Genomic DNA, 26,033 nt, shown 5'->3' on the forward strand with positions numbered 1-26,033 from the left:
GCTTCAAGGACCTTCAGCGCCCTCCGCACTCCTTCACTGAATCTCCGTCAACAACCTCTGCTCGGCGCGTTGACGCGGTCTGACACGTGTCACACCATGGGCCCCACTTGGTACTTACCAGTCGGTAATCCTCAGTGTGGAGGCCCCGTGTCCGTGTCCCGTGCGTTGCCGCTGTCCCTCCCCCGCAAGCTCCTCGCTCTGGCCGCGACCACGGCGGTGGCCGCGCCGCTCGCCCTCGCCGGGCCGGCCAGCGGGGCGGAGGCAGGGGCGCCTGCCGGGGTGTCGGCGTACACCGTCACCCCGCTGACGTTCACCGTCGAGGCGGGCGGGCGGACCTGCGCCGTCGACGCCGACCTGTACCGGCCGGCCGGGGTGGACGCGGCGCACCCGGCGCCCGCCGTGCTCGCCACCAACGGCTTCGGCGGGAGCAAGGCGGACGGGTCCACGGACGCCATCGGGAAGGCCTTCGCCGAGCGCGGCTACGTCGGGCTCGTCTACTCCGGGCTCGGCTTCGGCAAGTCCGGCTGCCTGATCTCCCTCGACGACCCCCGCATCGACGGGCAGGCCGCCGCCCGGCTCCTCGACTTCCTCGGCGGCACCCGGGCGGCCGACGACGGCACCCGGGCGGACTTCGTCACCCAGGACGGCGCGGGCGACCCGCGTGTCGGCATGATCGGCGGCTCCTATGGCGGCGCCGTCCAGCTCGCCACCGCCTCCGTCGACCGCCAGCTCGACGCGCTCGTCCCGCTCATCACCTGGAACGACCTCGCCTACTCCCTCGCCCCGAACGCCGCCGACCGCGCCACGCCCGGCGTCTTCAAATGGCAGTGGGCCAACGGCTTCTACCTGATGGGGGAGGGCCAGCCGCTGCTCGTCCCGTCCCTCGACCCGTCCCGGATCAACAGCCTGCGCTGTCTGCACTTCGTGACCGACGCCTGCGACACCGTCCGGCTGCTCAACTCCGGCCGCTTCCCGGCCGCCGAGACGAAGAAGATGCTCGACTTCGCCCGGAGCGTCTCCCCGGTCTCGTACCTCGACCGGGTCAAGGCGCCGACCCTGATCGTCCAGGGTCAGGCCGACAGCCTCTTCACCCTCAACGAGGCCCAGGACACCTACGAGCGGCTCCAGGCGCGCGGTGTCGAGACCAAGATGATCTGGCAGTCCTGGGGACACAGCGGGGGTCAGGCTCCCGGCGAACTCGACCTCGGGCAGGGCAATCTGGAGAGCACTTACGTCGGCGGGCGCGTCCTCGCCTGGTTCGAACGGTACCTGCGCCGCGCGGCAGGCACCGACACGGGCGCGGAGTTCGCGTACTACCGCTCCTGGCAGAGCGGCTACGGCACCGCGGCCATCGTCCCTGCCCTCAGCCAGAAGCTCTACCTCTCCGGGGACGGCAAGCTCGTCGACAACCGCGCCAAGGTCGCCCGAGGCTCGCGTACGTACAGCAACTGGCTGGTCCCCACGAGCCACTCCGAGTCCTCGCTCACCGGCCTGATCGGGCTGCCCGACCCGCAGCCGTACGACCTCAAGGGCACCCACCTCGCCTGGACCAGCGCCCCGCTGACCGCCCCCGTCGACCTCGTCGGCTCCCCGAAGGCCACCCTCCGGGTCGTCTCCCCGAAGGCCGAGCGGGTCCAGGACTCCGGCGACGCCGCCGACAGGCTGGTGCTCTTCGCCAAGGTCTACGACATCGCCCCGGACGGGAAGAAGACCCTGGTCAACCGGCTCGTGGCACCGGTGCGCGTCCCCGACGTGACCCGGCCCTTCACGGTCGAGCTGCCGGGCATCGCCCATCGCTACGAGGCAGGCCACCGGCTGGAGTTCGTGATCGCCGCGAGCGACGACGCGTACGCCGGGAACCGGGGGGTGAAGCCGGTGATCGTCACCGCCGCGCCGGAGGACACCGGCACCCTGGAACTTCCCCTTGTCAAGGGCCGGGTGGGTTAGCGGCCAGAAGGGTGGATTCACGCGACCTTAGGCCCTTCTTTACCTGATATTTCCCCGCTCCGCGGGCAGCGGGCCGCAGACTGTGCCTCCGCCTACGCACCGTGAGACGCCGGTGCGGGTGGCATCTCCCCGCCTCGTAGAAGGACCGAAGGCCCCGTGCCACTTCCCCTTGTGCTGTCCGGCCGCACCGTACGGCTGGAACCCCTCGCACCACAGCACGCCGTCGCGATCGCCGCGGCCGGCACCGAGGACCGTACGACGTACGCGTTCACGCCCGTCCCCCACAGCCTGGACGCGGCGGAGATCTACATCGAACGGGCCCTGGCCGATCAGGCCGCGGGCCGGGCGCTGCCCTTCGCCGTCGTCAGTACCGCCGACGGGCGGGTGGTGGGCTCGACCCGCTTCCTGGAGCTCGACTACTGGCAGGGACCGCTGGTCTGGCCAGCGGTCCCCGGGGTGCCCCACGGCGACCCGCTCACCGCGGTCCCCGACGCGGCCGAGATCGGCAACACCTGGCTCTCGCCGGGAGCCCAGGGCACCGGCATCAACACCGAGGCCAAGCTGCTGATGCTGCGCCACGCCTTCGAGGCGTGGGGCGTACGCCGCGTCTCGATGCGCGCGGACGCGCGCAACCTGCGTTCCCGGGCCGCCATCGAACGCCTCGGCGCCACCTGCGAGGGCGTGCGCCGGGCCCACTCGCGCGGCCTGGACGGGGCGGTACGGAGCACCGCCTTCTACTCGGTCCTGGACGAGGAGTGGCCGATGGTCCGCGGCATCCTCGAAGCCCGCACGGCGAACCACGCCCCTCGCGCCTCCGACGCCTCCCATGCCTCCCACGCCTCGCGCGCCGAGGCGGCCACGGCCCCGCGGGGCCCGCTCGTCTGCGCGTAGCCGAGCCCGCGCGATCACGGAGAGCAGCCCCCGGCCCGGGGGCTGCTCTTCGCGATTCCGGGCAGGGGCCGCATCGTCGGCCCGAGACTTGCCCGTGACCTGCGGAAAGATCCACGACGGGGTTACCGCGGGTTCCGTTGCTACACGCACAGGATCGTCACCGAACCGACATACCAAGCGGTCGGAAACCCCTTACGCAAGGGCTATACCCATGAGTAACGTACGCGGACCACCAGCGCCACCCGCCCGTTCCCCGGGGCGGCAAGGAGCGAGATCGATGTCGTACCACCAGCCTTTCCCCGGCCCACCGCCCGTCCCCCAGCACCGGAATGCCGGGCGGCACCGCCAAGAGGCGGCGTCGCAGTCCTGGGAGGGTGGATCGCCGTCCTGGGACACCGATCCACAGGCGGCCTGGGACTCGTCCCCGCGAGCGTGGGACTCCTCGCCGCAGGGCTGGGACTCCGCGCAGCAGCCCTGGGACGCGTCCCCGCAGCCGCAACCGCCCGCCGCCACCGACGATCGTGATGATCTGCGCCGGCTCGGATCGGCCTACCGCAGGCTCCGCCGCGTCGCCACCTTCACCGCGCTCGGCTACTTCGTCATCTTCCTTTTCCTGTCCGGCTACGCCCCCTCGGTGATGACCGGCAACATCACCGGTGGCCTCACCACCGGTCTGGTCCTGGGGCTCCTCCAGCTGCCCGTGGCGCTGGCCGCGATCGCGCTGTACGAGCGGATCGCGCGCAAGCGCGTCGACCCGCTCGCCGCGGCGATCCGCGCACGCGCCGAGCGGGCGGCCGCGGCGGCCGCGCCCCGGCCGGAACGCCCGAGCCGCTCCGGACGTCCCGTGTGGCAGCAGCCCGGCGGAGGTGCGCGCGCATGACCAGCTTCAGCTCCGAGGCCCAGACCATGTCACTGATGGCGTTCATCGCGGTCATCACCGTCACGCTGCTGCTGTGCGTGATGACCGCCCCCGACCGTGACGACCTGGGCGATTTCTACACCGGCTACCGCTCGCTCTCCCCCGTGCAGAGCGGCCTCGCGATCGCCGGCGACTACATCTCCGCCGGCACCGTGCTCGGCACCATCGGCATCATCGCGCTCGTCGGCTACGACGGCGTCACGCTCGCCCTGAGCACCGTGCTCTCGCTGGTCCTGATGATGTTCCTGCTCGCCGAACCGCTGCGTAACGCCGGCCGGTTCACGATCGGCGACGTCTTCACCCGGCGTCTCCCCGGCCCCGCCGTGCGGATCACCACGGCCGCGGTCACCCTGACCGCACTGCTGCCCCTGGTGATCTTCCAGCTCGCGGGCGCCGGCGATCTCCTCTCCGTCGTCCTCGGCTTCCACGCCGACGGCTTCAAGACCGGGGCGATCGTGTTCCTGGGCCTGCTGATGATCGCGTACGCGGCGATCGGCGGCATGAAGGGCACCGCCTTCATCCAGATCGTCAAGACCGTCGCCCTGCTCGGCGCGTCCCTCGCGATCGCCGCGCTCATCCTCAACCGCTTCGACTTCAGCCTGCCCTCCCTGCTGGACGCCGCCAAGCGCGGCAGCGGGGCGGGAGACGCCTATCTCGCCTCCGGTCTGCAGTTCGGCGGCAACGAACTCGACATGATCAGCACTCAGTTGACCGTCGTGCTCGGCGCCGCGGTGCTGCCGCAGATCACCATGCGCATGTTCACCGCGCGCAGCGCGGCAGCCGTGCGGCGCTCGATGTCCTGGGCCGTGTCGACCGTCGTCGTGACCTGTCTGCTGATCGCCGTCATCGGCTTCGGTGCGGCGGCGATCGTCGGCCGCCAGGGGATCGTCGCCGGCGACCCGCAGGGCAAGACAGCGTTCCTCATGGTCAGCCAGGCCGTCATGGGCGCGGACCAGACGGCCTTCGAGACGCTGCTGTTCACGGCCGTGACGACAGCCATCTTCCTCACCCTGCTGGCCTCGGTCGCCGGGATCACCCTCGCCTGCGCCAACACCCTGGCGCACGACCTCATCACCCACGGGCTGCGCCGCAAGGCGCAACTGAAGGGCTCCACAGAGATGGCCATCGCCCGGACCGCCGCGGCGGTCGTCGGGCTCGTGGCGATCGCGATCGCCGCCGGTGCACGGCATCTGAACCTTCAGGCACTGCTCACCCTGTCGTTCTGCATCGGCGCGTCCGCGGTCGCACCGGCCCTCATCTACAGCCTCTTCTGGCGCCGCTACTCCCGTACGGGGCTGCTCTGCACCCTCATCGTGGGCAGCGCCTCCGCGTTCATCCTCATGACCGGCAGCAACCTGGTGTCCGGATCGCCCCAGGCGATCTTCCCGGACCAGGACTTCAACTGGTTCCCGTTCACCACGTCGGGCATCCTCTCGGCCCCGCTGGGCTTCCTCGCGGGCTGGCTCGGCACGGTGCTCCGCGAACGTGACCCGGCCGACCAGCGCATGCGGTACGAAGCGGTGGAGGAGACGATCCTGGCCGGCACACCCGCGGCGAACAGCGCCTCCGCGTCCTGACGCGCACGCCCCGACGAAAGGGCGCCCGGCCCGAAGTTCCGGGCCGGGCGCCCTTTCGGCCGTCCAGAGGTGCCTGTTCCGAGGTGCCTAGGGGGTGTCCCCTAGGCCCGCCGCTCCAGGCGGCTTCCTCGCGGCCGGGTGAGGGACATGATGTCGCTGGGGCCGTTCAGCGCGAGCCGGTGCCATCGGCCGCGCGGGACGACCGCCGCGGTCCCGGCCACCAACTCGATCTCCTCCTCGGCCTCCCCCGGCCGCTCGGGGCGGAAGGAGAGCCGTATCCCGCCGGTCAGACAGGCGACCACCTCGTCCGCCTCCGTGTGGACCTCCCAGTGGTCGGCGTGGACATCGGCGTCGTTCTCCACGTGGAAGGTCATCACCTGCCAGCCGTCCCGCTCGGGGTCGAACACGGGCTGCACGGCGCGCACCTGACCGCCGTGGTCGAGCTGGAGGAACGAGGCGTACAGGTCGATCGGGGTGACGCTCATGTCGTCGGGTCCTTTCGTCGGTCTTCGTTCACCTGGGGGCGCCGGTCACCCGGGGGCGCCGGTCACCCGGTGGTGTCGGCCAGCGCGCGGCGCAGGGCCGCGCAGAGTTCGGCGAGCTGCCGCTGGGAGACCTCGGCGGAGAGGATCGCCTGCGACCCGTGGAAGGTGCCGGGCCACTGGTGCAGTTCGACCGGCACGCCCGCCTGGAGCAGGCGTAGCGCGTAGGTGATCTCCTCGTCGCGGAGCGGGTCGAACTCCGCGGTGGAGATGTACGCGGGAGGGAGCCCGGACAGCTCGGTCGCCCGGGCCGGCGCCGCGTAGGGGGTGGCCTGCGCGGAGCCCAGATAGTGCCGCCACGCCATCTCGACGGTGGCGCGGTCCTGCAAGGGCGTGTCGGTGAAGGTGCGCTGCGACCAGGTGTCCTGGCGGTCGTCCAGGGCCGGCTGATTGAGCGCCTGGAAGCGGATCGGGGGACCCTGCTCGTCCCGCGCCCGCAACGCCACCGCCGCCGCGAGCCCGCCGCCGGCGCTGTGGCCGCCGACCGCGATCCGGTCCGGGTCGACGCCGAGTTCTGCCGCGTGCTCGGCCGTCCAGGACAGTACGGCGTACACGTCGTCCAGTGCGGCGGGGAACCGGTTCTCGGGAGACCGGCGGTAGTTCACCGAGATCACGACCGCCCCGGAGCCTGCCGCGAGCCGGGCGCCCCAGTGGCGCTCGGTGTCCAGGTCGCCGACGACCCAGCCGCCGCCGCTCAGCCAGAGGACGGCGCCCTGGGCGTCCTTCGGCCGATAGATCCGTACCGGCACGTCGTGATCGGCGGGCACCGTACGGTCCTGGACGTCCAGGCCCGTGGTGTCCGGCGCCGGTATCGAGGCGGCGAGCGCGGCGACCTTCGCGCGGGCGGCCACCGGGTCGGTGAGGTCCTGTCGGGGGAGCAGGGGGACGAAGGGTTCGAGTTCGGGATCCATGCGGCTCATCCTCACGGCCCCGGTCCGCGCGGTCACCCCGTCGCCCGTCGCGTCTCCCGCCCCGATCGCGCACCGATCGGCGCGCCCCTGCGCGCCCCTCGCGCGTTCTACTCTTGCGCCATGGAGGCACTCGCCGTACGGCTGTCGGGACTGGATGCGTACGCCGAAGGCGCGATCCGCGTCGTCGCGTTCTACGACACGCTCATGCGCCGCCGGGTGGACCTGCCGGCGCTCGCCCGGGCATCGGCGGGGCTTGCCGAGTGCGTGGCGGGGATCCGGCTCCACGGCACGGGTCGGACGCTGCGCGTCGCGCCCGACGGCAGCCCGCCGGCGGAACCGCCGACGCCCGCACCCGGGTCCGCAGCCGAGCCCGCCCCCGCGTCCGCGCCCGTGCCGATCACCCTCGACGAGGAGGAGATCGGCGAGGTGTGGCTGGAGCGGCCCGGACCGCCGCTGCTCCTCGACGCGGTGGTCCTCGAGCGCCTCGCCATCGCCGCCGCGACGGTCGTTGAGCGGTACGGACCGGCCCGGACCACCATGGCCGATCCCGCCCTCGTCGAACTGGTCATCAGCTCCGGCGGCGACGAGGCCGCCACGGCACGGGCGTTACGGCTCCTGGGGTTCGCCCCCGACGTGCCGGTGGAGGTCGTCGCCGTACGGTCGCAGCTGCCGCTCCACCGGATCGGCGCCCTGGTCTGCCAGGGCCGCACGGTGAAGGCGGCCACGGTCGGCGACGTGGGCGTCCTCCTGACCACCGGCGTGGACGAGGACCGCTTCCCGGCGGACGCCCGCGCGGGCATCGGCGCCGCCGACGGCCCGGAACGGTCCTGGCGGCAGGCCCGCAGCGCGCTCCGGTTCACCACCCCGCACCGACCGGTCGTCCACCACGCCAGGATCGGAGCCCTTGCGCTCCTGGCGCAGGTGCCGCCGGGCGCCGCACTGGAGGACGCGGACGTGGCGGCGATCGCCGCCCTCGCCGGCAACACGGGCGACCTGGCGACCCTGGACGCCTACTGCGCCACCGGCTCCCAGCGCCGGGCCGCCCAACTCCTCCACCTGCACCACAGCAGCGTCGCCCGCCGCCTGGAACAGATCGGGAAGACCCTGGGAATCGAACTCGCCGAACCCGCAGGCCTTGTCCGGGCCACCGTCGCGCTCACCGCGTGGCGGCTGCTCGCCGACCGCGAGGGCTGACTGCGAGGGCTGACCGGGACGGCTGACCGGTCCGAGGCGGTCCCCCCGCCTCCGCCCCGGACCCGGTCCCTCGACTAGGCGCTCGCGAGCGCCGCGTAACCCGGGCGGACGATCTCGTCGATCAGCCGCTGCCGCTCCGGGAGCGGGAGGAAGGCGGCGTCGAGGGCCGCGATCGTGAACTCCTCGAAGACCTCGGGGCCGTAGCCGAAGGCGTCCACCATGTGCTGGAACTCCTCGCTCATGGTGGTGCCGGAGACCAGCCTGTTGTCCGTGTTCAGCGTGATCCGGAAGCCGAGCCGGCGCAGCTCGTCGATCGGGTGCGAGGCGTAGTCCTTGGCCGCGCCCGTCTGGAGGTTGGAGGTCGGGCAGACCTCCAGCGCGATCCGGTTGTCGCGGACGTACGCGGCCAGGTGGCCGAGCGTGCCGTCCTCGGCGATGTCGTCCGTGATCCGCACGCCGTGACCGATCCGCTCGGTGCCGCAGACCTGCACGGCCTCGTGGATCGACTCCGCGCCGACGGCCTCGCCCGCGTGGATCGTGAAGTGGCAGTTGTGCCGCTTCAGGTGCTGGAAGGCGGGCAGGTGACGGGCCGGCGGGTTGCCGATCTCGCCGCCCGCGATGTCGAAGCCGGCCACGCCCTGGTCCCGGTGCGCCACCGTGAGCTGGGCGATCTCCAGCGAACGGTCGGTGTGGCGCATGCCCGTGAGGAGGGCGCGGACGGTTATCCGGCCGCCCGAACGGCGCTCGCCCTCGCGGAAGCCGTCGTTGACCGCCTCGACGACCTCGTCCAGGGTCAGCCCGGCCGCCAGGTGCTGCTCGGGGGCGTAGCGGATCTCGGCGTAGACGACCCCGTCGGCCGCCAGGTCCTCGGCGCACTCGGCCGCGATCCGGTGCAGCGACTCGCGGGTCTGCATCACCGCGCAGGTGTGGGCGAAGGTCTCCAGGTACCGCTCGAGCGAGCCGGAGTCGGCGGCGTCCCGGAACCAGACCGCGAGCGCGGCCGGGTCCTCGGTCGGCAGCGCGGTGTAGCCGCACTCCCGGGCCAGTTCGACGATCGTGGCGGCGCGCAGACCGCCGTCCAGGTGGTCGTGGAGGACGGCCTTCGGCGCGCGGCGGATCCACTCGGCGACGACGGCAGGGGCAGCGGCAGGGTTGTCAGACAAGTGCATGGCGCGGAAGTGTACGCCACGGTGGGGGCGGGGCGCTGTGACGGTCGTCGCCCGCTCAGTTCGACTGGAGGACCGGGAGGGCCGGCGCGCCCGTGGGGAGCATGTGCTTGGCGGCCAGGACCGGGGTCTCCCCGACCCGTACCACCTGGGTGACGAGGACCGCCGGGGTGTCGGCGGGGCGGCCGAGCTGCTCGCCTCTGCGCTGCCCGAGCAGGGTCGCCGTCACGCTGCTGTGCGCGCCGAGCGACACCCCGCGCGAGGCCCCGGCGAGCACCGCCAGCATCGAGGTCCGCTCGGGCGCGGGCTCCGTGCGCAGCGCCTCCGCGAAGGCCGGGTGCGCCCGCTCCAGTACGTCGTCGGCCGCCGCCCACTCCTGGCTGAGCGCGGCCGCCGCACCCTCCCCGGCCAGCAGCGACTCCCAGAACCGCAGCTCCGCCCGGGCCGGGGCGAGCAGGTGCTGGGTGGTGAAGTCGGTCGGCTCCTCGACCGCCCGCAGCAGCGCCCGTACCCGCAGCGGCGCGCCCGCGCCGATCAGCTCCTCCAGGGGCTGGATGTGCTCGAAGCCCCGGCGCGGCGGGTGGTCGTTGACCGTCCGGCCGACCCCGCGCCGTACGGAGAGCAGACCGTCCTCCTGGAGCAGCAGCAGGGCCTCGCGCAGGGCGGGGCGGCTGACGCCCAGTTCGCCGGCGAGCTTCGGTTCGGAGGGCAGGGTCGAACCCGGGGGATAGGTGCCGTCGTGGATGGCGTCGGCGATGCGCTCGTAGAGCACCACGACCGGTCGCCGCTGCTGTCCGCTGACCGCCACTGCCCCTCCTTCTTCGACTTGTCGGCAAGTGAACGGTATTCGGAATCACAGGTCAAAGGGTCTTGACGTGTGACGCGCGTAGAACTCACTCTGTTCGGGCGTTGCTTGTCAGACAAGCTCGGTTCATCGTTATGGCATCCACGGCAAAGGGGCCCCAATGTCAGCCACATCCGACCTCAAGGGCCGAGGTCCCATGCTCCTGGCGATGGTGCTCGCCGTCCTCGGGTACCAGATCAACGCCACGATGCTCAGCCCCGCACTGCCGGATGTCATCGAGCGCCTCGGCACCACCACGGCCGCCGCCGGTCTCTCCCAGACCCTGTTCTTCCTGATGGCGGCCATCGGCCAGGTCACCCTCGCCCGCCTCAGCGACCAGCGCGGCCGCAAGCCGATGATGATCGTCTGCGCCTTCGTCCTGATCGCCGGCAACCTGCTCTGCGTCTTCGCGCCGAACATCGAGATCTTCATCGCGGGCCGCATCCTCCAGGGCATGTCGGCGGCGATGTTCACCCTCGCCTTCCTCACCCTGAACCAGCTCCTCACCCCGGCCGGCTTCGGCAAGGCCGCGGGCATCATCACCGCCGTCAACGGCGGCCTCGCCGGGGTCGACGCCATCGCCGGCGGTCAGATCGCCGACACCATCGGCTTCCGCGGCATCTTCGTCTGCTCCACCCTGATCGCCGTCGCGGGCCTGCTCGGCGTACGGAAGTACGTCCCCGACGTCCCGCCCACCGCGACCGACGGCCGCTTCGACTCCCGGGGCATCGCCGCCCTCGCGCTCGGCCTCACCGGCATCCTCGTCGGCCTCGCCCAGGGCGCCGCCTGGGGCTGGACCTCCGTCCTCACCCTCGGATTCCTGCTCGGCGGTCTCGCCTCGCTGGTCTACTTCGTCGTCTCGCAGAAGAGCGCGGCCAACCCGGTCATCGACATCGACGTCCTGGCCTCCCGCCGCGCCTGGCCGCTGCTGCTCACCACCGTCTGCACCCTGGGCGGCGCCTTCGGCGCCATCGCGCTGACCATCCCGCTCTTCTCGCAGGACGCCCGGGTCGGCCTCGGGCTCTCCGCAGTGACCGCCGCCGTCCTCTTCCTCACCCCGATCCAGCTGATCGGTGTGGTCTCCGCCCCGCTGACCGGGCGGCTCGGCCCGAAGATCGGCTGGCGCAAGATCGTCGTGACCGGCGCGATCGCCAACTTCGCGATCTTCCTCCTCGCCACCTTCTTCCTGCACGACGAGTGGATCCTGGTGGCCTCGCTCGCGGCGCTCGGCGTCACCTACGGCGGCTTCATGCTCACGGGCCTCAACGGCCTCGCCGTCACCACCGCCCCCAAGGACAAGCCCGGTTCGCTCTCCGGCCTCAACGGCGCCTGCTTCGGCATCGGGGCCTCCCTCGGCATCGCCCTGGCCTCCGCGATGATCACCGCGGGCAGCGACGCGGGCGGACCGACCGAGGCGGGCTACCAGCACGCGATGTACGCGGCCCTCGCCCTGCTCGGCATCGGCGTCGTCACCGCCCTGCTCATCCAGCGCCCCGACCCGGCGGAGGACACCGCCGACGAGCCGCAACCGGTGCTAGCCCACCACTGAGCCGGTCGGCCCACCGGCCGGGCTCACCGACCAGGGACGACGGGCGAGGCCGCACCCTCACCCGTACGGCCCCTCCCACCGCCCCCGTGCGGACCGGATCCCTCCATCCTGGTCCCACGGGGGCGGCCGCGTACGACGGAGGAGAGGTCCGGGCATGAGTCCCAAGGAGACATCGAGCGGCGGAAGACCCCGCTCCACCGGACCCTTCACGCCCGGCCGGATCGCGATGGCGGTCGTCGCCGTCATCACCCTCGTCCTGATCTTCGAGAACACCCGGCAGGTCAGGATCCGGCTGCTCATTCCCGAGGTGACGATGCCGCTCTATCTGGCGCTCCTCGCCACGACCCTGCTCGGCGGGGCTTGTGGCTACTACACGGCGACCCGGCGGCGCGCATGAGACGGGCGGCGTTCCTCGGGGCCGGTGCCCTCCTCGCCCTCGCGGCCGTGGCGGTCACCTCGGCGGACGACGCGGTCGCGGCCGACGCCGACGGCGTGCCGGTGCCCGCCCGGCCGATGCCGGCCTTCCTCGGCAAGGGCCTCTGGCGGGTCTTCACCGCCCTCGCCCCGCGCACCCGCCTCGACGTCCACGACGTCGGCGGCCGCGACCGGCGGGTGCTCTGGCCGCCGAACTGGTGGGTGTGCACGCAGTACCCGGACGAGGGCGCGGCCCTCGACGGCCGGACGACCGTCGTGATCGGCGTGGTCAAGCGGGGCGAGGCCTGCCCGCCGCGCGTCCGCTCGGCCCGCCGCTGACGCCCCCGCCCCGGCGCCCTGGCACCCTGGGACCATGTCCGACGATCTTGACCTGTACCTCACCGCCGGCCCCCGCGTCGGCCTGCGCGGCTACTCCCTGGACGACGCCGAGGAGTTCACCGCGCGGGCGCGCGAGAGCCGCGCCACCCACCGTCCGTGGCTCTTCCCGCCCGACAGGCCCGAGAGCTACGCGGCGTACGCCAAGGCGCTGACCGAGGACCCCGCGAGGGCGGGGTTCCTGGTCTGCGAGCGGGCGGAGCGGGGCCGGATCGCCGGGTTCCTCAACATCAACAACATCGTCCGGGGCGCGTTCCTCAGCGGCGCCCTCGGCTACGGAGCCTTCACGCACGCGGCGGGCCGTGGGCTGATGGGCGAGGCGCTCGGCCTTCTCCTCCCGTACGCCTTCGGTCCCCTGCGGCTCCACCGCCTGGAGGCCAACATCCAGCCGGGCAACGCCGCCTCACGCGCGCTCGTGCGCCGGGCCGGCTTCCGGCTCGAAGGGTTCTCGCCCGCCATGCTGCACATCGACGGCGCATGGCGGGACCACGAGCGCTGGGCGATCACCGCCCCGGAACCCCCGGCGACGCCCGCTCAGCGCTTGTAGTTGATCTTCATCGTGTCCATGTCGGTCACGGAGGACTTCAGCACCCCGTGGGCGTGCCCGAGCTCCGCGAGCGCCGTCTCCGCCCGGTCCTCGGCGAGCACGCCGGCCATCTCCTCGCCGTCCGCCGCGTCCGAGACGACGATCAGCCGGTACGAGAAGTGCTTCAGGGTCCTGTCGTAGGTGAGCGAGCCCTCCTCGGTGAACCGCATCGCCTCGATCCCGTGCGCGTCCACCTCGGCAAGCAGCCGGGTCCGGCTCTCCTCCGACAGACCGTCGAACGCGCCGCGCACGATCACCCGGTAGGTGTGCTGGGTGCTCATCTCTCTCCGTACTCCCGTCACTGTTGAAGATCCAGAGTACGGCGGAGAGGATGAGGCGCATGCGGAATATCGTGGCCCTCGACGCCCCCTCCAACCTCGGCCTGCGGCCGCCGGTTCCCGGTGCCGTGCCCGGCTGCCACAAGCTCGCCGGAGCGCTCCGAGAGAATCGGATCGTGGCCCGCCTCGGCGCCGTCGAGGGCGGGGTCGTCGTCCCGCCCCGCTACGACCTCGGCGACTGGCAGGAGGGCGACGGCGTCTTCAACGCGGCCGCCCTCGCGACGTACACCCGCACCCTCGCCGACCGGATCGAACACCACGTACGGGCCGGGGACTTCCTCCTCGTCCTCGGCGGCGACTGCTCGATCCAGCTCGGCGCCTCCCTCGCCCTGCGCCGCATCGGCCGCTACGGACTCGCCGCCGTCGACGCCTCTCCCGACTTCCGCCACCCCGGCAACTCCGACGGGGTCGGCGCCGCGGGCGGCGAGGAGCTGGCCCTCGCCACCGGCCGCGGCCAGCGGGACCTCACCGACCTGGAGGGCCGCGGCCCCTACCTCCGCGAGGAGGACGTCCGCCTCTTCGGCATCCGCGACGCCTACCACGACGATCCCGAACTCGTGGAGCTGCGCGCCCTGAAGGTCCCCGTCGTCACCGTCGCCGACCTGCGCGCCTGGGGTCCGGCCGAGCTCGCCGCCGCCACGGTCACCTCCTTCGGGACCCCGGCGCTCGACGGCTTCTGGGTGCACCTGGACGCCGACGTCCTCGACCCCTCCGTGATGCCGGCCGTCGACAGCCCCGACCCCGACGGGCTGCTGCCCGAGGAACTCGTCCCCCTGCTGCGGACCTTGGTCCGCTCCGAGCGCTGCGTCGGCCTCAACGTCACGATCTACGACCCCGATCTCGACCCGGACGGCACGGCCGGAGCGCTCCTCACGGACCTCGTCGTCGCCGCCCTCGCGGAAGACTGACGGGCAGACCCCCTGGTCAGACGCGCGCCCGCCGTGTTCGATGGCGCCATGACGACCGTACGACGTGCCGTACTGACCCTGCCCGCGGCCCCGTTGGGCCCGGACAACCCGCTGCCCGCGCTGCGGATCCTCGACGGGACCCCGGCGGTCGACCCACGGGCCGTCGAGGGCGAGCTGCCGCGCGACATGGCCCGGCAGCTCGGGTACGCGCCGCTGCGCACCGTGCTGCCCGCCCCGGTCCGCGACGGCTACGGACGCGAGCGCGTGCCCGCCGAACTCGACGCGATCGTCATCGAGAACGACCGGGTGCGCGCGACGGTGCTGCCCGGCCTCGGCGGGCGCGTCCACTCCCTGCACCACAAGCTCACCGGACGCGAACTCGTCCACCGCAACCCGGTGTTCCAGCCCGCTGCCTTCGCGCTCAACGGCGCCTGGTTCGCCGGCGGCATCGAGTGGAACATCGGCGCCACCGGCCACACCACCCTCTCCTGCTCGCCGATGCACGCCGCGATCGTCCCGGCGCCCGGCGGCGGGCAGATGTTGCGCCTGTGGGAGTGGGAGCGGCTGCGCGACCTGCCCTTCCAGGTCGACCTGTGGCTGCCCGAGGGCAGCGACTTCCTCCACGTCGGCGTACGGATCCGCAACCCGCACGAGCGGACCGTCCCCGTCTACTGGTGGTCCAACACCGCGGTCCCCGAGGACCGCAGGATCCTCGCCCCGGCGGAGTCGGCGTGGCACCACGGATACGAGCGCGGCCTGCGCCGTGTCCCCGTACCGGTCGCCGAGGCCGGCGCGGGCCGGTCCGAGGACCGTACGTACCCGCTGCGCAGCACCCTCCCCGCGGACTACTTCTACGACGTCCCGGACGCGGGCAGGCGCTGGATCGCCGCCCTCGACGAGACGGGTGGAGGCTTGGTGCAGACGTCCACGGACCTGCTGCGCGGACGCAAGCTCTTCCTCTGGGGCACCGCGCCCGGCGGCCGGCGCTGGCAGGAGTGGCTCACCGCCCCCGGCGCCCCGGGGTACGCCGAGATCCAGGCCGGATTGGCCCGGACCCAGCTGGAGCATCTGAAGCTGGAGGGCGGCGCGGAGTTCAGCTGGCTGGAGACGTACGGACCGCTGACGGCCGACGCCGGGACCGTGCACGGCGAGGACTGGGGCGCGGCCCGCGCGGACGTGGAAGGGGCCCTGGAGTCGGCCCTGCCGCGCGCCGCCGTCGACGCCGCTTACGCGGCCTGGCGGGCCGCTGCCGCCGACGCCGAGCCGGTCACCGTCCTCGCGGCGGGCTCCGGCTGGGGCGCCCTCGAAGTCCTGGCCCACGGGCACGAACTGCCCGGGACACCGTTCCCCGCGGTGACCCTGGGGGAGGAGCAGAAGCCCTGGCTGGAGCTGCTCCGTACGGGCGTCCTGCCACCGCTGCCCCAGGGCGCCCCGCCCGGCCCGTCCCTGGTGGCGGGCCACTGGCGGGACATGCTGGAGACCGCGCCGGCCGAGCCGCTGACCGAGTACCACCTCGGGATCGCTCAGTGGCACGCGGGCGACCTCGCCCAGGCGGTACGGAGCTGGGAGCGCGGACTCCAGCAGGATTGCGGGGTCCGCTGGCCGCTGCTGTACTGCCTGGCCGTCGCCGACCAGGAGGGCGGGCACCCGGCCCGCGCCGCCGAACGGTTCGCCGAGGCCTTCGAGGCCCTGGACGGCGACGACACCGTGGTGACGGGCGCGCTCGGCCGGGAGGCGGTCACCGCGCTCCTGGCGGCCGGGTGCGTACCGCAGGCCCGCGCGCTCCTGGACCGGCTGCCGGAGGAGGCACGCGCGCGTGGGGCCTTCCGCCTCCTGGAGGCCCGTCTCCTCCTCGCCGAGGGGCGGAAGGGCGAGGCCCGGGCCGTGTTCGACACGGGCTTCGAGGTCGCCGACCTGCGCGAGGGCGCGGAGACCCTCGGCGACCTGTGGTCGGCCCTGACCGACGAACCTCTGCCGGACGCGTACGAGTTCCGTATGCGGCCCTAGGGCCTGGCCGGCGGCCCTAGGCTCCACGGGGAGCGCTTGCTGAACAGTTGCGGTCGGGTTGATGACTTCCGTTGATGAATGACCGGAAACCGAACACCCGCGTGGCTAGCTTTTGCTGTATGACACACATACGCACAGCGGCCGGGCTCTCCCTCGCGCTGCTGTTCCTCGTGCTGGGCATCGGCGCCCAGCCCGCGTTCGCGCATGTCTCGCGCGAGCACGCGGAGCTTGTGGTCGCCCCTGGTGACGGTGTCACCAGCGGCCGGCTCATCGTCCACCACGACATCGTGACGCCCGAGCGGGCCGGGGCCTGGGCCTCCGGCCTGCTCGCCGCGGGCTGCCCGGCCACCGGCTCGGGCGTGCCCGGTGACAACGGCGGGGCGCCGGGCGGCGTGGTCGTCGAGCTCGCCTGGAGCTGCCGGATCGACGCCCTCGACCTCGGCCCGCTCATCGAGAAGGCAGGACTGACCCAGGTCGTCGTCGAGTTCGACGGCACGACCGCCGACGCCACCGCGGCCACACCGCTCGTCGACGCCGACGGCGTCCACGCCGTCCCGTCCTTCCCCTGGCGCACCGTGCTCATCATCGCCCTGGGCGCGGCGGCCGCCGCCGCGCTGCTGATGGCGGCCCGTCGGCTGCGCGCCTCCACGCGGCGGGTCCAGGCCGCTGCCGCCGGCGCGCTCGCGCTCTCCTTCCTCGCGCCCCAGGCCGCGTTCGCCGACGACACCGCCGAGCCCGCCACGGTCACGGTCGAGGGCTCGGTCTTCAAGGACGCCAACGGCAACGGCAAGCGCGACCGGGGCGAGCGCCCCATGCCCGGCGTCGACGTCACCGACGGCGCCGCGTGGACGACGACCGGCGCGGACGGCTCGTACCGCCTTCAGCTCGACCCGGCGCGGCGCGAGACCGACCTCGTCAGCATCGTCTCGCCCGACGGCTACACACCCGCCCTGCGCGAGGACTGGATCCCGCGGTTCTTCCACAAGGTCCCCGAAACCGGCGCCACCGGCGTCGACTTCGCCCTCGTACCCGACCGCAACGCCGCGAACCCCACCGAGAAGTGGGTCATGAACTCCGACTCCGAAGTCGGCAACCGCACCGACGACGAGGCCCGCCGCATCCTGCCCCAGTGGACCGGCCAGGTGCGGGCGATGTCCGAGGTCGACGGCGCGACCATGCAGATCGCCACCGGCGACCTCACCGTCACCGACTACGCGGCCGAGCCGCGCCGCCAGGGCGGCTACGACCTGTTCAGCAAGGGACTTGAGGAGGGCCGGCTCGGCCACCCCTTCTACCCGGTCATGGGCAACCACGACTTCGGCGGTACGGCGGCCTCCCAGGGCTACGCCGGCAGCATGGAGTACTACCGCCGCAACCTCGGCCCCGAGTGGTACAGCTTCGACCGCAACGGCCGCCACATCGTCGTCCTCGAGGACAACTACGACGCCAGCGGGCTGAAGCCGCAGCTGGAGTGGCTGCGCCAGGACCTCGCCCGGCACGCGGTCGGCAAGCAGGTCTTCGTCTTCGCCCACCGCTCGCTCTTCACCCAGTGGGGTCCGGGCGCGGGCATGCAGCCCACCATCGACGAGCTCGCCAAGTACGACGTACGGATGGTCGCGGCCGGCCACAATCAGCAGGCCGAGTTCCGCCGCGGCGCGTTCCAGCGGTCCGTCGAGATCAACAACCAGGGCACGTACGGCATCGACGGCGCCCGACCCGACTACAAGGTCCTCGACTTCGGCGGCATCACCGACGACCCGCGCACCCACAGGAACGAGGACTCCGGGCATGTGACCGGTATCCACCGCCAGTTCGACATCGACGACGACGCGGCGCTCGTCAGCCCCGCCGACGGCAGCGTCCACGGCCGCAGGGCCGGTGTCCCCGTCGAGGTGTACGCGGAGGACGACGGCCGCACCCCCGCCAAGGCGGTCCTCACCGTCCGCGACAGCCGGGGGCGCGTGGTCGAGCGCGAGGACGTGCGGTTCGGGAAGGGCGCGTCGCGTCCGGGCATGGAGAACTGCTACACCCCGCCCGGCGGGAAGGCCGAGGCCTGCCCGAAGCCGCGCGGTGCCTGGACCCGCGCGAGCGGCACCGTGGACGGGCTGCGGCCCGGCACGTACACCGCCGAATCGGTCGCGTACGACACCCGGGGGAAGAAGTTCCCGGTCGTCCGCACCACCTTCCGGGTCGTGGACGACTCCGCGCTCGGCAAGCCCCGGGCGGGCCAGGACTGGCTGCGGCAGGGCGGCGGCGAGGAGGGCCGCTCCGCGAGCGGTGACGCCCCGGGCGCCGCGCTCGACCTGAAGTGGGCCCGGCACACCGGCGAGCAGTTCAACCTCAACGGCTCGGTCGTCGCGGACGGCAGGCTCATCGTCTCCTCGCGCGCCTTCGACTCGCCGTACAGCATGATGCTCGCCTACGACATCGCCACCGGGCGGGAGTTGTGGCGTACGTACCTCGACGGTGACGCCGAGTCCGCGCCGACGCTCCACGACGGAAAGGTCTATCTGACCACCGGTGTCGGCCGGGTCTACGCCCTCGACGCGGCCACCGGGCGGATCGCCTGGCAGTCGATCGACCGCGAGGAGAACCACGGCGACACCGTGCGCCGCTACGGCCGCGCGGGCGGCCCGGTCAGCGTCTTCTCCCTCACGGGCGGCGCAGAGCGCGAAGTCGCCGTCTACCAGGACGCGTACACCGTCCGCTGCCGCGACGCCGAGACCGGCGGCATGCTGCCCGGCGGCTTCGGAGCGTCCTTCTCGTGGGGCCAGGCGCACAGCACGGCCGTGCGCGTGCCCGGCACGAACACCGCCTATCTGCACTCCATGTCGAGCAACACCGTCATCGCCATGGACCTCGCGACCTGCACCCAGCTGTGGGCGAAGGACACGGCGGGCGACATCGACAGCCACTCGTCGCCCGCGCTCACCGACCCGGCGATGGGCACGCCGCAGCTGGTGACGCACACGGCGTACGGCACCCGGGGCCACGACCCGGCCACCGGAGCCGTGGTCTGGGAGTCCAAGCTCGGCGGCGGCAGCACCTGCGAGCCGGGGCGTGCCCCGCTCACCGGCCCCGCCGTGTGGGGGACGACCGCGTACGTCGCGGGCCGCGACGGTGTCGTCCGCGCCTACGACACGACGTCCGCCGATCCGGCGAAGCCGGTCTGGGAGACCAAGGCCGGGTACTTGCCGGGCGAGAGCCCGCTGGACGACAAGTGGCGTGCGGCGGCGGGCTGTTCGGTGGGGGACGGCTCCCCGACGATGCACCCGCTGGTGACCGGGGACCTGGTGTACGTCGGGACCTGGGACGGGCGGCTGCTCGTCCTGGACCGCGCCACCGGCCGGCAGACCGCCTCGTACAACCTCGGCGCGGGAGTGGCCTCGGCCCTCTCGATCAGCGGTGACTGGCTCTTCGCCCTCACGGACGACGGCACGGTCCACGCGCTGGCCGGGCGCCGGAAGTAAGGGGGGAGCACCACCGTGCGAGCTCTGCGCACCGGGGTGCTGCTCCTGCTGACCGCCGTCTCCGCGCTGCTCTTCGGCAGCGCGGGGACGGCGCAGGCGCACCCCTTCGGAACCCCGCCCGTCGTGAAGATCGTGGCGGCCGGCACCGCCGTCGAGGCCACCTGGTCGGCGCAGCCGGACGACGTCGCCGTCCTGAAGGAGCAGGCCGGCGGCGACCCGGCCGGCTATCTGCGCAGGCACCTCGTCGTACGCCAGGACGGCCGCGCGTGCCCGGTCGACCGGGCCGAGGGCATGACGGTGCACTTCGCCTGCCCGCGCCCGGCGGACCGGATCGAGCTGACGGTCACGGTGCTGACGGACGTCGACGCCGCCTATCGGACGCTCTCGGTGACCGGCTCCGGCGCGGGCGGGCTGCACACGGCCGACGAGCCCACGCGGAGCGTGGTGTTGACGGGGACGGCCGCCGGGTCGGGTGTGTCGGGTGTGTCGGCTTGGAGCTGGACCACCGACCTGACGTCGCTGCTCGACCACGACGCCGCGCTCCCGCTCGCGCTCCTCGTGTCGGCGGCCGTCGGCGCGCTGCACGCGTGCGCGCCGGGACACGGCAAGTCGCTGGCGGCCGGGTACCTCGTGGCCGGCCGGGGCAGAGCGCGGGACGCGGTCTGGCTCGGCGGGATCGTGGCCGTCATGCACACCCTCTCGGTGGCGGCCCTCGCGGTGGGTTGGTGGCTGGCGGCGAACAGCACGCCGGACATCGCGGCGCTGACGGGGTGGCTGCAACTGCTCGCCGCGCTCGTCGTGGCGGGGGTGGGGGTGAGCCTGCTGCGGCGCCATCTGCGCGGCCACGGAGGCCACGGCCACCAGCATCACCACGACGGTGAGAGCCACACGCACACCCATGACCACGGTCACAGCCACCACATCCCGGACGCCCCCTCTCTCCTCACCTGGCGGGGGGTGCTGCTGCTCGGCACCTCGGGAGGGCTGCTGCCCTCGCCCTCGGCGTTCCTGGTGCTGTTGACCGGTCTGCTGACCGGCAAGGTCGGTACCGCCCTCGTGCTGGTGGGCGCCTTCGGCCTGGGTATGGCGCTCACGCTGACCGGCGTCGGACTGGTCGTGCTGCGCGGCCGGGATGCGCTCCTCGCTCGCGTATCCGGCTCGGCGGCGCTGCGCCGATGGAGCCTGCGGGTTCCCGTGGTCGCGGCGTCGGCGGTGGTGGCCGGCGGGACGGTCGCCTCGGCGGTAGCCGCGGGCCAGCTCCTCGCGTCCTAGGGGCGGCGGACACCCCCTCTCCCGTCAACCACGGTTGACAGGAGAGGGGGTGTCAACGTAGGTTGACACCATGACCGATGCAACCGATCTCGCCGCGCGGGCCGGGGATCGTGATCCCCGGGTCGGCCTTCGGGCCGTGACCGCACTGCGGCGGCTCCTTGAGCAGTTGGAGGCCGTCCAGGTGCGCAGCGCCCGCGCCCAGGGCTGGTCTTGGCAGGAGATCGCGGCGGAGCTGGGCGTGAGCAGGCAGGCCGTGCACAAGAAGTACGGGAGGCATTGATGTTCGAGCGATTCTCGGCAGGGGCTCGGGCCGCGGTGATCGAGGCCGTGGAGCGGGCCCGGCGCGACCGCGCCGCCGTGGTTACCGAAGAGCACCTGCTGCTCGCGTTGTTCGACGCGGAGGGGACCAAGGTGTCCTTCGTACTGCGGGCCCTCGGCGCGACCGACCGGCGGGCCTCGCTGGAGGCGCAGCTCTCCGACGCCCACCGGCGGGGCGGCCTGTCGAAGGCCGACATGGAGGCGCTCGCGGGCCTCGGGATCGACGTGCCGGAGATCGTCGCCCGAGTTGAGGAGGCCCACGGGTCGGGCGCCCTCGCCGACGACCGCAAGGACGGCTCCCGGCGCTTCGGAAGGCCCACGTTCAGTCGCGAGGCCGCGAGCGTCCTGGAGCGGTCGCTGCGGATCTGCCTCGGCCGCCGCGAGAAGGTGATCGGCGACGAGCACCTGCTCCTCGCCCTGACCGCCCGCCCGGGCGTCGTGGCCGAGGCCCTAGCGGACCACGGCATCACCTACGAGTCGGTGGAACGCGCCCTCGGGCAGGGTGCGTCCGCCGCCTGAGCGGTGGGCGGGGGCGGGCCTGCTCAGGCCCGCCGGTCGACGTACTCGAAGACCGAGCCGTCCGGGTGGACCGCGATCAGATTGCGGCCCACCGGCGTGGGGACCGGGCCCGCCAGGATCTTGGCGCCGGCCTCGGTGAGCGCGGTGAACGCCGCGTCCACGTCCTGGACGGAGATGGTCGCGGCGACCTTGCGCAGGACCTCCAGCTCCGCCTCCGGTCCGCTCATCAGGAGGAAGCAGCCGGCGGCCGCCACCGACACCCCGCCCCGCTCGAAACGCTGGGCCTGGGCGCCGGTGAGCCGCTCGTAGAACTCCACGGCGGGTTCGAGATCATCGACGCAGATACGCAGGGTGGTCCCCAGAATCACCATATGGACGAGCCTAGTTGAGGATCACGGTACCCGGCAGAGGATCTCGCCGTGCGGGACCATGAACCAGCCGTCCTCCTGGCCGCCCCACTCCCGCCATGCCTCCGCGATCTCCTTCAGCGTGTCCGGCGTCGCGTGGCCGCCCTCCACGGCCAGCCGCGCGTAGACCGACTCCGTCGTCCGGTCCGCCCACAGCCCGCTCCACCACGCCCGCTCCTCGGGCGTCGCGTAGCACCAGGTGCCCGCCGTCGTGGTGACGTCGGTGAACCCCGCCCGGTGCGCCCAGGCGAACAGCCGCCGCCCGGCGTCCGGTTCGCCGCCGTTGGCCCGCGCGACCCGCCGGTACAGCTCCTGCCAGCGGTCCAGGACGGGGGAGGCCGGGTACCAGGTGAAGGCCCCGTAGTCGCTGTCCCGGGCGGCGACAAGGCCGCCGGGGCGGCACACCCGCCGCATCTCGCGCAGCGCCTGCACCGGGTCGCCGACGTGCTGCAGCACCTGATGGGCGTGGACGACGTCGAAGGAGTCGTCGGGGAAGTCCAGGGCGTGGACGTCGGCGACCGCGAACTCCACGTTGTCCAGGCCTCGTTCGGCGGCGACCGCCCGAGCCTTGGCCAGGACGTCCTCGGCGGCGTCGACCGCGGTGAGGCGGCCCGGCGCGACCAGCGCGGCCAGGTCGGCGGTGATCGTACCGGGGCCGCAGCCCACGTCCAGGACGTCCAGGCCGGGCTTCAGTTCGGGCAGCAGGTAGGCCGCCGAGTTCGCGGCGGTGCGCCAGGTGTGCGAGCGCAGCACCGACTCGTGGTGCCCATGGGTGTAGACGGCGGTCTCGTGCGGCCTGGGCTGATCGGAGGCATGCGTCATGACCGGACTCCCTCTGTGTGGGTGGGTACGGCAACGGTACGCGCATCGGCCGCATGATGAGACTCGTATCTCGCCATATGGGCAGGCGGTCAGCCGAACAGACGCCGCCGGTAGCGGAGTTCGTCGAGCGTCCGGCCCGCCGTCATGTCCTGGACGACGGTGCCGTCCGGCAGCCAGCCCGCGGCCTCGTAGAAGCGGCGCCCCCGCGCGCTGTCCGCGAGGACCCACAGCCGCACCCGGTCAGCGCCCGCACGGAGGTGGGCACACGGCGCGTCCTGCGGCTTCGCTTCCATGACGAACCTGTGAACAGATCGTTCCCGGGCCTTCCGCGCACCTAGCATCGGGCCCGCCGCCCCCCCAACGCCCCCGGTCACCGCCCCAGCCACCGCGCGCCCGCCGACGCCCCGAGGAGAAACGTGCCCCACGAGTCCGCGCCGGCCCGCCGGTCCCTGCTGAAGCTGCTCGCCGCCGCCCCCGCGCTCGGCGGCCTGGCCACCGCAGCCACCGCAGCCGCAGCCACCCCCGCGGCGGCCGCCACCGCGCCCGGCATCCTCAAGCCGCTGCCGCCCGAGCTGTTCACGATCCGCGGTACCAACGCCGAGGCCCGCTACGACGCCTTCCAGGGCACCGGTCTCCTCACCCCGACGGAACGCTTCTTCGTCCGCAACCACACCTCCACCCCCGTCCTCGACGCCGCCACCTGGCGGCTCACCCTCTGGGGCGACGGGCTGCACGGCCGCGGCCCCGTCCACCTCACGTACGGACAACTGCGCGACCTTCCCTCCGTCACCCGTACGGCCCTGGTCGAGTGCGCCGGAAACGGCCGCAGCCTCTACGCCACCCAGCAGGGCGAGACCGTCAGCGGCACCGCCTGGACCCTCGGCGCGGTCGGCGCCGCCCGCTGGCGCGGGGCCCGGCTCTCCGACGTGCTGCGGCGCGCCGGGATCGCCAGGGACGCCGTGGACGTACAGCCGCGCGGCCTGGACGACGAGTACGTCACCGGGGGCGTGAACCTCGGCCGGGTCCGCCGGCCGCTGCCGGTGGCCAAGGCGCTCGACGACGTGATCCTCGCGTACGAGATGAACGGCAAGCCCCTCCCGTACGACCACGGCTACCCGGTCCGCGTCGTCGTCCCGTCCTGGGTGGGCATCTCCTCCGTCAAATGGCTCGGTGACATCGAGGTCTCCACCACCCCGCTCTCCTCGCCCTGGTCCACCGACTACTACCGGCTCTTCGGCGCCGCGCATCCCCCCGGCGGCAGCGCGCCGATCACCCGCCAGACCCTCAAGTCCGGGTACGAACTCCCCTTCGGCGCCACCCTTGAAGCCGGCCGCGTCCACCGCCTCACCGGCCGCGCCTGGTCCGCGCACGCGCCCGTGCGCCGGGTGGAGGTCTCCACCGACGGCGGCGCCCGCTGGCGCCCCGCCCGGCTCCTCGACGCGCCCCGCCGCGACGGCTGGGTCCGCTGGACCGCGCCGTGGCGCCCGCGCCACGCCGGACCGGCGACACTGCTCTCCCGGACCACCGACGCGGCCGGGAACGTCCAGCCCGAGCGGGCCGTCCACAACACGCAGGGCTACCTCTTCAACGCGGTCGTCCGCCACCCGGTCGCCGTCGTCTGAAACGGCGAACCCTCCCGAACCTTCGTATAAAGGCACTGGGGGCGCCGCGCCGGCGCCCCCAGTGCTCGTGGTACGCGGGAGGTGCGGGAGATGCGGCAGACGGCCCCGGAAGGGCGCGGCCCGGTCAGCTACGGACCACCCGCACCGGAGCCCGGTCTCCCCGTGCTGCCCGGCCTCGCCGCGATCCTCGCCGCCGCCGCGGACCGCATCGCCGTCGAACCGCCCGGCGGAGGGCCCGTGCTCCGCGAGGCCGCATCCGGCTACTGGTGGCGGCGCGGCCTGCGGACCCACGCCGAGGACGTGGTCGCCGCCCCCGGTGCCCGGCCCCTGATGCTCGCCCTGATCGCCGCCCACGGCGGCGACGTCCTGCTGCCCCGGCCCTGCCCGGCCTGGTGGACCCCGCAGGCCCGGCTCCTCGGCCGCCCCGCCTACCACGTGCCCACCCCCGCCGAGTGCGGCGGCGTGCCCGACCCGTACGCCCTGCTCGAAACCGTCCGCCGAGTCCGCGCCGAGGGCGGCCGGCCCCGGCTGCTGCTGATCTCCGTCGCCGACGACACCACCGGCACCGTCGCCCCGCCCGAACTCGTCCGCGAGGCGTGCGAGGCCGCCGTCGCCGAGGGGCTGCACATCGTCAGCGACGAGACCTGGCGCGACACCCTGCACCGGCGCGCCGACACCGTGCTCCTGAGCCCCGCCGAGATGTGCCCCGACGACGTCACCGTCCTGTACGACCTGGCGGGCGCCCTCACCCCGCCGGCCTGGCCCTGCGCCGTGGCCCGCTTCCCGCCCACAGGGCGCGACCGGGCCGACCGCTACACCGACCCGCGCGCCCGCACCCTCGACATCCTCACCGCGCTCGGCGCCTTCGTCTCGGGGCCCGTCGCCCCCGCCGCAGCGCACGCCCTCGACGAACCGGAGGACGTCACCGTACGGGCCGCCCGTGCCGCCGCCCTGCACGGGCACGTGGCCGCCGCCGTCCACCACGCGGTCCTCGCCGCGGGCGCCCTCGCCCGGCCGCCCCAGTCGGGCCGCCACCTCTACGCGGACCTCGGGCCGCTGCGCGCCGGGCTCGCCGCGCGGGGCGTCACGGACTCCATGGAGCTGGAGAACCACCTCGGCCGCCGGCTCGGCACGCCCGTACCCGGCGGCCACCGCTTCGGCGACGAACTCGGCGCCCTGCGCGTGCGGTTCGACACCGGCGCCTTCCTGGGCGCCGACGAGGAGGAACAGATGGAGTCCCTCGCCTCCGCGAACCCGGTGGAACTGCCGCACGTGGCCCGGGCGTTGACCGCTTTCTCAGCCGCCCTGGAGGAACTCCGGTGACGGCCGGGGCACTTCGCCGCGCGGAGGCCGACGCGCGCCCGGAGATCCGATCTCGGGCCCGCCCGTGCGTACGCACGCCGGCGAGACCGTC

At 73.3% G+C, this 26,033-nt stretch carries 25 protein-coding genes; 17 read left to right on the forward strand and 8 right to left on the reverse strand.

The window, feature by feature from the left end; genetic code table 11:
* Positions 1-153 precede the first annotated feature (153 nt).
* The 4 genes from ACFWRO_RS03820 to ACFWRO_RS03835 all read left to right on the forward strand — a co-directional run bounded on the left by ACFWRO_RS03820 (position 154) and on the right by ACFWRO_RS03835 (position 5,334).
* Positions 154-1,947, forward strand: a complete 1,794-nt coding sequence (locus tag ACFWRO_RS03820) for a CocE/NonD family hydrolase (protein WP_384504486.1) — start codon at positions 154-156, stop codon at positions 1,945-1,947.
* Positions 1,948-2,103: 156 nt separating this feature from the next.
* Entirely contained in the window at positions 2,104-2,838 is a 735-nt protein-coding gene (locus ACFWRO_RS03825) for a GNAT family N-acetyltransferase (RefSeq protein WP_384503998.1), read from the forward strand.
* A 277-nt stretch (positions 2,839-3,115) separates the two neighbouring features.
* Complete coding sequence (locus ACFWRO_RS03830) at positions 3,116-3,718, forward strand: DUF485 domain-containing protein (RefSeq protein WP_384504000.1); 603 nt, start codon at positions 3,116-3,118, stop codon at positions 3,716-3,718.
* Complete coding sequence (locus tag ACFWRO_RS03835; RefSeq protein WP_384504002.1) at positions 3,715-5,334, forward strand: cation acetate symporter; 1,620 nt, start codon at positions 3,715-3,717, stop codon at positions 5,332-5,334. The genes ACFWRO_RS03830 and ACFWRO_RS03835 overlap by 4 nt, the downstream gene beginning before the upstream one ends.
* Before the next feature lie 101 nt (positions 5,335-5,435).
* Here the strand turns inward: ACFWRO_RS03835 and ACFWRO_RS03840 are convergent, their stop codons facing one another.
* Both ACFWRO_RS03840 and ACFWRO_RS03845 read right to left on the reverse strand, forming a co-directional pair.
* The gene (locus ACFWRO_RS03840; RefSeq protein ID WP_384504004.1) at positions 5,436-5,819 is read right to left on the reverse strand and encodes a cupin; all 384 of its coding nucleotides are present in this window, start codon (positions 5,817-5,819) and stop codon (positions 5,436-5,438) included.
* Between the two features lie 62 nt (positions 5,820-5,881).
* Positions 5,882-6,787, reverse strand: coding sequence for an alpha/beta hydrolase (locus ACFWRO_RS03845; RefSeq protein ID WP_384504005.1), 906 nt, complete (start codon positions 6,785-6,787; stop codon positions 5,882-5,884).
* A gap of 120 nt (positions 6,788-6,907) precedes the next feature.
* On the opposite strand from ACFWRO_RS03845, the gene ACFWRO_RS03850 reads away from it, so the two are divergent.
* Positions 6,908-7,981, forward strand: a complete 1,074-nt coding sequence (locus tag ACFWRO_RS03850; protein ID WP_384504007.1) for a helix-turn-helix domain-containing protein — start codon at positions 6,908-6,910, stop codon at positions 7,979-7,981.
* A 74-nt stretch (positions 7,982-8,055) separates the two neighbouring features.
* Here the strand turns inward: ACFWRO_RS03850 and ACFWRO_RS03855 are convergent, their stop codons facing one another.
* Both ACFWRO_RS03855 and ACFWRO_RS03860 read right to left on the reverse strand, forming a co-directional pair.
* A complete protein-coding gene (locus ACFWRO_RS03855; RefSeq protein ID WP_384504009.1) occupies positions 8,056-9,150 on the reverse strand; it encodes an adenosine deaminase in 1,095 nt (364 codons plus the stop codon).
* Positions 9,151-9,205: 55 nt separating this feature from the next.
* Complete coding sequence (locus ACFWRO_RS03860; RefSeq protein ID WP_362002424.1) at positions 9,206-9,955, reverse strand: GntR family transcriptional regulator; 750 nt, start codon at positions 9,953-9,955, stop codon at positions 9,206-9,208.
* A 157-nt stretch (positions 9,956-10,112) separates the two neighbouring features.
* On the opposite strand from ACFWRO_RS03860, the gene ACFWRO_RS03865 reads away from it, so the two are divergent.
* The 4 genes from ACFWRO_RS03865 (at position 10,113) to ACFWRO_RS03880 (ending at position 12,897) form a co-directional block, all read left to right on the forward strand.
* Positions 10,113-11,540, forward strand: coding sequence for an MFS transporter (locus tag ACFWRO_RS03865; RefSeq protein WP_384504011.1), 1,428 nt, complete (start codon positions 10,113-10,115; stop codon positions 11,538-11,540).
* A 154-nt stretch (positions 11,541-11,694) separates the two neighbouring features.
* Positions 11,695-11,937: a DUF1049 domain-containing protein gene (locus tag ACFWRO_RS03870; RefSeq protein WP_384504012.1), complete on the forward strand. Its 243-nt coding sequence runs from the start codon at positions 11,695-11,697 to the stop codon at positions 11,935-11,937.
* Positions 11,934-12,293, forward strand: a complete 360-nt coding sequence (locus ACFWRO_RS03875; protein ID WP_384504014.1) for a hypothetical protein — start codon at positions 11,934-11,936, stop codon at positions 12,291-12,293. The genes ACFWRO_RS03870 and ACFWRO_RS03875 overlap by 4 nt, the downstream gene beginning before the upstream one ends.
* A 34-nt stretch (positions 12,294-12,327) precedes the next feature.
* Entirely contained in the window at positions 12,328-12,897 is a 570-nt protein-coding gene (locus tag ACFWRO_RS03880) for a GNAT family N-acetyltransferase (RefSeq protein ID WP_384504016.1), read from the forward strand.
* Here the strand turns inward: ACFWRO_RS03880 and ACFWRO_RS03885 are convergent.
* Positions 12,885-13,217: a DUF6204 family protein gene (locus tag ACFWRO_RS03885; RefSeq protein ID WP_384504018.1), complete on the reverse strand. Its 333-nt coding sequence runs from the start codon at positions 13,215-13,217 to the stop codon at positions 12,885-12,887. The two genes, ACFWRO_RS03880 and ACFWRO_RS03885, sit on opposite strands and share 13 nt — an antisense overlap.
* Before the next feature lie 59 nt (positions 13,218-13,276).
* On the opposite strand from ACFWRO_RS03885, the gene ACFWRO_RS03890 reads away from it, so the two are divergent.
* The 6 genes from ACFWRO_RS03890 (at position 13,277) to ACFWRO_RS03915 (ending at position 21,768) form a co-directional block, all read left to right on the forward strand.
* The gene (locus ACFWRO_RS03890; protein ID WP_384504020.1) at positions 13,277-14,182 is read left to right on the forward strand and encodes an arginase family protein; all 906 of its coding nucleotides are present in this window, start codon (positions 13,277-13,279) and stop codon (positions 14,180-14,182) included.
* 48 nt (positions 14,183-14,230) lie between these two features.
* Positions 14,231-16,189 (forward strand): DUF5107 domain-containing protein, encoded by a 1,959-nt coding sequence (locus tag ACFWRO_RS03895; RefSeq protein ID WP_384504022.1) that lies wholly within the window; start codon positions 14,231-14,233, stop codon positions 16,187-16,189.
* Positions 16,190-16,308: 119 nt separating this feature from the next.
* On the forward strand, positions 16,309-19,659 hold the full coding sequence (locus ACFWRO_RS03900; RefSeq protein ID WP_384504024.1) for a PQQ-binding-like beta-propeller repeat protein: 3,351 nt from the start codon (positions 16,309-16,311) through the stop codon (positions 19,657-19,659).
* Positions 19,660-19,674: 15 nt separating this feature from the next.
* Positions 19,675-20,931, forward strand: coding sequence for a hypothetical protein (locus tag ACFWRO_RS03905; RefSeq protein WP_384504025.1), 1,257 nt, complete (start codon positions 19,675-19,677; stop codon positions 20,929-20,931).
* Positions 20,932-21,001: 70 nt separating this feature from the next.
* Positions 21,002-21,211, forward strand: coding sequence for a helix-turn-helix domain-containing protein (locus ACFWRO_RS03910; RefSeq protein WP_361962939.1), 210 nt, complete (start codon positions 21,002-21,004; stop codon positions 21,209-21,211).
* Complete coding sequence (locus ACFWRO_RS03915) at positions 21,211-21,768, forward strand: Clp protease N-terminal domain-containing protein (RefSeq protein ID WP_384504026.1); 558 nt, start codon at positions 21,211-21,213, stop codon at positions 21,766-21,768. The genes ACFWRO_RS03910 and ACFWRO_RS03915 overlap by 1 nt, the downstream gene beginning before the upstream one ends.
* A 23-nt stretch (positions 21,769-21,791) precedes the next feature.
* Here ACFWRO_RS03915 and ACFWRO_RS03920 read toward each other — a convergent pair whose 3' ends face one another.
* The 3 genes from ACFWRO_RS03920 to ACFWRO_RS03930 all read right to left on the reverse strand — a co-directional run bounded on the left by ACFWRO_RS03920 (position 21,792) and on the right by ACFWRO_RS03930 (position 23,290).
* The gene (locus tag ACFWRO_RS03920) at positions 21,792-22,139 is read right to left on the reverse strand and encodes a VOC family protein (protein WP_384504028.1); all 348 of its coding nucleotides are present in this window, start codon (positions 22,137-22,139) and stop codon (positions 21,792-21,794) included.
* A gap of 21 nt (positions 22,140-22,160) precedes the next feature.
* On the reverse strand, positions 22,161-22,997 hold the full coding sequence (locus ACFWRO_RS03925) for a methyltransferase domain-containing protein (RefSeq protein WP_384504029.1): 837 nt from the start codon (positions 22,995-22,997) through the stop codon (positions 22,161-22,163).
* Between the two features lie 89 nt (positions 22,998-23,086).
* The gene (locus ACFWRO_RS03930; RefSeq protein ID WP_384504030.1) at positions 23,087-23,290 is read right to left on the reverse strand and encodes a hypothetical protein; all 204 of its coding nucleotides are present in this window, start codon (positions 23,288-23,290) and stop codon (positions 23,087-23,089) included.
* 123 nt (positions 23,291-23,413) lie between these two features.
* Here ACFWRO_RS03930 and ACFWRO_RS03935 point away from each other — a divergent pair, with 123 nt between their 5' ends.
* Positions 23,414-24,619 carry a sulfite oxidase gene (locus ACFWRO_RS03935; RefSeq protein ID WP_384504031.1) on the forward strand — a complete coding sequence of 402 codons (1,206 nt, stop codon included), beginning with the start codon at positions 23,414-23,416 and terminating at the stop codon, positions 24,617-24,619.
* A 90-nt stretch (positions 24,620-24,709) separates the two neighbouring features.
* On the forward strand, positions 24,710-25,942 hold the full coding sequence (locus tag ACFWRO_RS03940; RefSeq protein ID WP_384504033.1) for an aminotransferase class I/II-fold pyridoxal phosphate-dependent enzyme: 1,233 nt from the start codon (positions 24,710-24,712) through the stop codon (positions 25,940-25,942).
* The last annotated feature ends 91 nt before the right edge of the window (positions 25,943-26,033 follow it).

Source organism: Streptomyces sp. NPDC058579 (assembly GCF_042718575.1).
Classification (GTDB): domain Bacteria; phylum Actinomycetota; class Actinomycetes; order Streptomycetales; family Streptomycetaceae; genus Streptomyces.

Coding starts and splice junctions, on each gene's coding strand:
- ACFWRO_RS03830 (WP_384504000.1), top strand. CDS start 3,116: ATGTCGTACCACCAGCCTTTCCCCGGCCCACCGCCCGTCCCCCAGCAC.
- ACFWRO_RS03835 (WP_384504002.1), top strand. CDS start 3,715: ATGACCAGCTTCAGCTCCGAGGCCCAGACCATGTCACTGATGGCGTTC.
- ACFWRO_RS03840 (WP_384504004.1), bottom strand. CDS start 5,819: ATGAGCGTCACCCCGATCGACCTGTACGCCTCGTTCCTCCAGCTCGAC.
- ACFWRO_RS03845 (WP_384504005.1), bottom strand. CDS start 6,787: ATGGATCCCGAACTCGAACCCTTCGTCCCCCTGCTCCCCCGACAGGAC.
- ACFWRO_RS03850 (WP_384504007.1), top strand. CDS start 6,908: ATGGAGGCACTCGCCGTACGGCTGTCGGGACTGGATGCGTACGCCGAA.
- ACFWRO_RS03855 (WP_384504009.1), bottom strand. CDS start 9,150: ATGCACTTGTCTGACAACCCTGCCGCTGCCCCTGCCGTCGTCGCCGAG.
- ACFWRO_RS03865 (WP_384504011.1), top strand. CDS start 10,113: ATGTCAGCCACATCCGACCTCAAGGGCCGAGGTCCCATGCTCCTGGCG.
- ACFWRO_RS03870 (WP_384504012.1), top strand. CDS start 11,695: ATGAGTCCCAAGGAGACATCGAGCGGCGGAAGACCCCGCTCCACCGGA.
- ACFWRO_RS03875 (WP_384504014.1), top strand. CDS start 11,934: ATGAGACGGGCGGCGTTCCTCGGGGCCGGTGCCCTCCTCGCCCTCGCG.
- ACFWRO_RS03880 (WP_384504016.1), top strand. CDS start 12,328: ATGTCCGACGATCTTGACCTGTACCTCACCGCCGGCCCCCGCGTCGGC.
- ACFWRO_RS03885 (WP_384504018.1), bottom strand. CDS start 13,217: ATGAGCACCCAGCACACCTACCGGGTGATCGTGCGCGGCGCGTTCGAC.
- ACFWRO_RS03890 (WP_384504020.1), top strand. CDS start 13,277: ATGCGGAATATCGTGGCCCTCGACGCCCCCTCCAACCTCGGCCTGCGG.
- ACFWRO_RS03895 (WP_384504022.1), top strand. CDS start 14,231: ATGACGACCGTACGACGTGCCGTACTGACCCTGCCCGCGGCCCCGTTG.
- ACFWRO_RS03900 (WP_384504024.1), top strand. CDS start 16,309: ATGACACACATACGCACAGCGGCCGGGCTCTCCCTCGCGCTGCTGTTC.
- ACFWRO_RS03910 (WP_361962939.1), top strand. CDS start 21,002: ATGACCGATGCAACCGATCTCGCCGCGCGGGCCGGGGATCGTGATCCC.
- ACFWRO_RS03915 (WP_384504026.1), top strand. CDS start 21,211: ATGTTCGAGCGATTCTCGGCAGGGGCTCGGGCCGCGGTGATCGAGGCC.
- ACFWRO_RS03920 (WP_384504028.1), bottom strand. CDS start 22,139: ATGGTGATTCTGGGGACCACCCTGCGTATCTGCGTCGATGATCTCGAA.
- ACFWRO_RS03925 (WP_384504029.1), bottom strand. CDS start 22,997: ATGACGCATGCCTCCGATCAGCCCAGGCCGCACGAGACCGCCGTCTAC.
- ACFWRO_RS03930 (WP_384504030.1), bottom strand. CDS start 23,290: ATGGAAGCGAAGCCGCAGGACGCGCCGTGTGCCCACCTCCGTGCGGGC.
- ACFWRO_RS03940 (WP_384504033.1), top strand. CDS start 24,710: ATGCGGCAGACGGCCCCGGAAGGGCGCGGCCCGGTCAGCTACGGACCA.